This is a genomic window from Niveispirillum sp. FG148 (assembly GCF_057809655.1).
Map to the genome: position 1 here is coordinate 1 of NZ_JBMDKJ010000064.1, position 5,317 is coordinate 5,317.

The window sequence follows — 5,317 nt, forward strand, 5'->3', positions numbered from 1 at the left end:
GCCATCAATTGATGCCCGCCGACCAGGCTGGGAATGGTTATTTCGACGGGGGACGCCCACGGCGCCGCCGGCCCTTGGTTTCAATCGGCGCTGTCGGTGACGGGAGCGGGGCAATGCAACGCTGCAGGCCCGCATAGGCCGACTGGATCACCGTGGACAGGTTGTCTGCGGGGGTCGGGTTGGCCCGACCATAAGCGCTGGCGATCTTGGCCGCCAGACTCCGCAGTTCCAAAACGGACATCTCGGTCATCGCAGCGAAATCCTCCCGATCAAAGATAACTTTAGAGGGGGAGTGTGGAACCCGGCGCATGCCAAAGTCCATGCTTCCCAACGCCTAAATCTTCAGACGTTGGGCCTATGCCGTTTGTCGGGGGCAATGGATTGCCGCCCCCGACGCCCTGCGCATAATCAGAACTGGTCGTCGGCCAGCGCCATCACGGCACGATGCCCGTGGGTAACGACCTTCAGCAGCCCCCGCACCGACGGCAGAATCTGGTCGGCATAGAAGCGGCCAGTGATCAGTTTCCCGTCCAGGAACTTGGCGTCGGCACCCGGCTGGCCCAGCAGGCCATTGGCGGCGATCATGGCCTTGGCGGTCAGATAACCGCCGATGGTGACGCCGAACATGCGCAGATAGGAGACGGCGCCCGTGGCCACGGCCACCGGATCGGACTTGCCGGTCAGCAAGACCCAGTTGGTGGCTTCCTCCAGCGCATCGATGGCGTCGGTAAGGTTGGCGGCGACGGTTGCCATGTCGTCGCCGGGCAGGGCGGCAGCCGCTTCGGCCACCGACCGCATCTGACCGATCAGGGAGCGGGCAGCTTCACCACCGTCGCGCAGCACCTTGCGGAAGACCAGGTCGTTCGACTGGATGCCGTTGGTGCCTTCATAGATGGGCGCGATGCGGGCGTCACGGTAATGCTGGGCTGCGCCCGTTTCCTCGATGAAGCCCATGCCGCCATGGATCTGCACGCCCAGGCTGGTCAGTTCAACGCCCAGGTCGGTACACCAGGCCTTGGTGATCGGGGTCAGCAGGTCATTCAGGGCGGCCGCGGCCTTGCGCAGTTCGGTGTCAGGGTTGCGATGGCCATTATCCAGGGCCGACGCCGTCAGATAGACCAGCGCGCGCGCCGCCTCGATCTGCGACTTCATGGTCAGCAGCATGCGGCGCACGTCGGGATGGTTGATGATGGCGACGGGGGCGGGGTCCTTGCCGGTCAGGGCACGGCTCTGCACGCGGCCCTTGGCATATTCCACAGCCTGCTGATAGGCGCGTTCGGCGATCGCCATGCCCTGAAGACCCACGCCCAGACGGGCGTTGTTCATCATGGTGAACATGTATTCGATGCCGCGGTTCTCCTCGCCCACCAGATAGCCGATGGCGCCGCCATTGTCGCCATAGGCCATGACGGCCGTCGGGCTGGCATGGATGCCCATCTTGTGCTCCAGGCCGGCGCAGCGCAGGTCGTTGCGCTGACCCAGGCTGCCATCCTCATTCACCAGGAATTTCGGCACGACGAACAGGCTGATGCCCTTTACGCCGGCCGGTGCCGTCGGCGTGCGGGCCAGCACCAGATGGATGATGTTGCTGGTGAAGTCGTGCTCACCAAAGGTGATGAAGATCTTCTGGCCGGTGATCAGCCAGCTGCCATCGGCGCCCGGGACGGCCTTGGTGCGCACGGCCCCCACGTCGGAACCGGCCTGCGGCTCCGTCAGGTTCATGGTGCCGGTCCATTCGCCGCTGATCAGCTTTTCCAGATACAGCTTCTTCTGCTGATCCGACCCGTGGGCCTGCAGCAGTTCCACGGCACCCTGATTCAGCATCGGACACAGGGAGAAGGACATGTTGGCGGACGTCCACATTTCCTGGATCGGCAAGGCCAGGGTCCATGGCAGGCCCTGGCCCCCGTGATCGGGGTCAAAGGGCACGGCATTCCAGCCGCCTTCCGCATATTTCCAATAGGCGTCCCTGAAGCCGCTGGCGGTGGTCACGACGCCGTTTTCAAGCTTCGCTCCCTCCTGATCACCCACCCAGTTCAACGGAGCCAGCACGTCGCGCGCCAGCTTCGACGCTTCTTCCAGAACCTGGTCGACCAGGTCCGGGGTAACGACGTCGAACCCCGGAAGCGTGGCGACCTGTTCCAGGCCGACGACGTGGTTCAGGGTGAAACGCATGTCCTGAAGGGGTGCGTTGTAAGCGGTCATTTCGCCTTAATCCTCCCAGAGGTTCCGATAGGTCGGGATCCAGCGCCCGTACCGGAGCACAAGATTGCCCTTAGCGCCCCCACCGGCAAGCGTTCCCATGCAAATGCACGGACAAAATTTTGCCCGCCCGCGCGGTGGATAGAATGGGCCTTACGTTAACGTAAAAGGAACCGGCTGTCACCCGGCTCGATGATTCTCAACTTGGCATGACGTTTGCTTAAGCCCTGGTGCAAATCAGTACCCGTGGAGTCAAGCCGTGACCACCAACTTTGCCAACCTGAACCAGGGCCGCATCAGTGAAACCCAGGGAACGTCGCGCAATGCGCCGGCCCAGGTTATCCGCGCCGTGCAACAGGCCAGTGCAGCGACAGGGGTCGATTTTGCCTATCTGATGGACAAGGCGGCGGTGGAAAGCGGGTATCGCACCGACGTGAAGGCATCGACCAGCAGCGCCACGGGCCTGTTCCAGTTCACCGAAGGGACATGGTTGAACATGGTGGAACAGCACGGGGCCAAGCACGGGCTGGGTGTCTATGCGGACAAGATCAGCGTCGGGTCCGACGGTCAGGCCCGGGTGTCGGATCCCAAAATGCGTCAGGAAATCCTGAACCTGCGCAAGGATCCCAGGCTTTCCGCCATTTTTGCGGCCGAATTGGCCAATGACAACAAAACCTATCTGGAAAACGAACTGGGACGCCCGGTCGGCAATACCGAACTGTACATGGCCCATTTCCTGGGAGCGGGCGGGGCGGCCAAGTTCCTGAAGGCCATGGACAAGAACCCCAACCAGTCGGCAGCCGCTCTGCTTCCGGAAGCAGCCAAGGCCAATCTGAACGTTTTCTATGATGGCACGCGGGCCAAGTCGGTCGGCCAGATCTTTGACAATTTCGCCGCCAAGTTCGACGATGCCCCGGCACAATTTGCCGGGTCCACCACGCTGGGCACCGTCCAGGTGGCTGCCGACAGCCCGTCACAACCCTGGTTGACCGGTAACCGCTCCGCCGTCACAGGCAAGGAGCCGATCTCCACCTTCACCATCATGATGCTGGACAGCCTCGCCCTGCCGACCGATGACGAGGAAGAGAAGAAGCGGTCCACCGGAGCCGCCGCCCGTGACGGCCAGGGCCAAGGAGAGGAAGAAGGCAAGCGCTACAACCCCTTGAGCGCCAAGGTCGGCCCCAGCATCTCCGCCGGCAACTTGATCGCCGCTTGATTTTGACCGGCGAGGTTGGATCGGACCGGGCCTAGACGGCCCTGCTGCCGCCACCAAACAGAATGCCGGATCCCACGACGAATCCCAGATCGTACCAGACACCATCATTGGGGAAGGCGTACATCCGCACGTCCAGGAAAATACTGCCTATGAAGGAAATGGGCGCGATGAAACCGTGCAGCAGGCCCCAGAGCAGACCGGGCAGGGCATGCGCCGTCTCCGGTGTCGGTTGATGGGCACAGGCCGATACGGCCAGGATGACCAGCACGGCCAGCGCCACGCGCCAGGTTCGCTTGTTCAGGGATGACATCACAGGCTCCGATCCGTCGTGAGAGGGAAGGGGCAAGCATAGCATCCGCCGGTGCAGACCATGGGTCCGAAAGCGAAAAGCCCCGCCGGAAGAATCCAGCAGGGCTTTTAGATGGTGGCACCGGCGTGATTTGAACACGCGACCAAGGGCTTATGAGTCCCCTGCTCTACCGCTGAGCTACGGTGCCGAAGCTCGGTGTCCGGGGCAGTCCCGAACGGGAGCCGCTATTTATGAAAATGCGCCGGGCCTGTCAACACCTGTTTTCAGATTTTTTGTGGTTTGGACCGCATCGGGTCAGTGGGATGGTTTCGGGACAGGGGGTGCGGTCGGATGCAATGCCGTATCTAGCGTTGCCGGCACCAACCACCACAAGACTTTGCGTGGTCGGCCTTGCTAGGATGCGCAATCAAATCCTGTGCCCGGTCGAATGCCATGATCCGATTCCTGCTGACCCCTCTGCGCTGGCTGTTCCGTTTCCTGCTTTACACGACAGTGGTCGCCTTCCTGCTGGTCCTGCTGGCCCCCTTCGCGTTCGATGTGCCTGGGCGCGCTGAGCGGGTGCTGACCGCCGTGAATGGGGGGGGCGTCCGGGGCATGCGGGTGATGGCAAAGCCAGAATCAGTCAGCGGCTTTCCGCCGGAACTGGAGATCAGGGACCTGCGGGTCACTGTGGGCAGCGGGTCAGCCACGACGACTGCAATGACCGCGGCAATCGTGCGTGTCGGCGTCAATGTCATGGAAAGTGTTCTTAAAGGCCGCGTCGTCCTGGTCGCCATGGTCCAGGATCCGGTGATCTATGCCAACCAGCCGCTGAATCTGGGGGCCATAGCGACGGCCATCAGCGCCGCTACCGGGTTGCAGACGCAGATCCAGCTTCTGGGGGGCCAGGTCATCAATCCGGTCGGTCGTACGGTGGTGGCGCTGGGCGATGACACATTGACCAGCATCAAGGGCCGCACTGAGGATGATCAACAGGTCGCCGAATTGACGACGCAGGACAATGGCGCCTCCTCCGGACTGGGTGGCGGTGGTGCGACGGGGTCGACGGCGGCCGGCGTCAGCGCCGGTGCCATCGCGCCCGGCGTGGCGGCCGGTGTCGGTGGCGTTGTTGCGGGTACTGGCGGCGGCGGTCATGGCAGCACCGGTGGTAACACAGGCGGCGGTAACTCAGGTGGCGGCAACACAGGTGGCGGCAACACAGGTGGCGGCAACACTGGTGGAGGCAACACGGGCGGCGGTAACACCGGTGGCGGCAACACGGGCGGCGGTAACACCGGCGGCGGTAACTCAGGTGGCGGCAACACCGGTGGCGGCAACACGGGCGGCGGTAACAACGGTGGCGGCAACACCGGCGGCGGTAACACCGGTGGCGGCAACACAGGTGGTGGCGTAGGTCCCGGCGGCGGCGGCGGTGGCGTACCTGGCGGTGGCGTCATTCCCGGCGGCGGCGGTATCGATCCTGGTGGTCTGAACCCCGGCGGTGGCGGCACGAACCCCGGTGGCGGCGGTACAGACCCCGGCGGCGGCGGCACGAACCCCGGCGGCGGCGGCACGAACCCCGGCGGCGGCGGCACGAACCCCGGCGGCGG

At 63.8% G+C, this 5,317-nt stretch carries 5 protein-coding genes and 1 tRNA gene; 2 read left to right on the top strand and 4 right to left on the bottom strand.

All coding sequences use genetic code 11. The features are described 5' to 3' along the window. Window positions 1-37 precede the first annotated feature (37 nt). Both ACODTW_RS28135 and ACODTW_RS28140 read right to left on the bottom strand, forming a co-directional pair. The gene (locus ACODTW_RS28135) at window positions 38-250 is read right to left on the bottom strand and encodes a hypothetical protein (protein ID WP_488949534.1); all 213 of its coding nucleotides are present in this window, start codon (window positions 248-250) and stop codon (window positions 38-40) included. A 158-nt stretch (window positions 251-408) separates the two neighbouring features. Beyond that, window positions 409-2,205: an acyl-CoA dehydrogenase gene (locus ACODTW_RS28140; protein WP_488949535.1), complete on the bottom strand. Its 1,797-nt coding sequence runs from the start codon at window positions 2,203-2,205 to the stop codon at window positions 409-411. 256 nt (window positions 2,206-2,461) lie between these two features. Between ACODTW_RS28140 and ACODTW_RS28145 the strand changes: the two genes are divergently transcribed. After that, entirely contained in the window at window positions 2,462-3,418 is a 957-nt protein-coding gene (locus ACODTW_RS28145; protein WP_488949536.1) for a hypothetical protein, read from the top strand. Window positions 3,419-3,449: 31 nt separating this feature from the next. On the opposite strand, the gene ACODTW_RS28150 is transcribed toward ACODTW_RS28145, so the two are convergent. After that, a complete protein-coding gene (locus tag ACODTW_RS28150) occupies window positions 3,450-3,728 on the bottom strand; it encodes a hypothetical protein (RefSeq protein WP_488949537.1) in 279 nt (92 codons plus the stop codon). Window positions 3,729-3,840: 112 nt separating this feature from the next. Next, window positions 3,841-3,915 (bottom strand) — tRNA-Met (locus ACODTW_RS28155). Window positions 3,916-4,160: 245 nt separating this feature from the next. On the opposite strand from ACODTW_RS28155, the gene ACODTW_RS28160 reads away from it, so the two are divergent. Continuing rightward, a partial coding sequence (locus ACODTW_RS28160; protein WP_488949538.1) for a hypothetical protein occupies window positions 4,161-5,317 on the top strand: 1,157 nt, incomplete at its 3' end.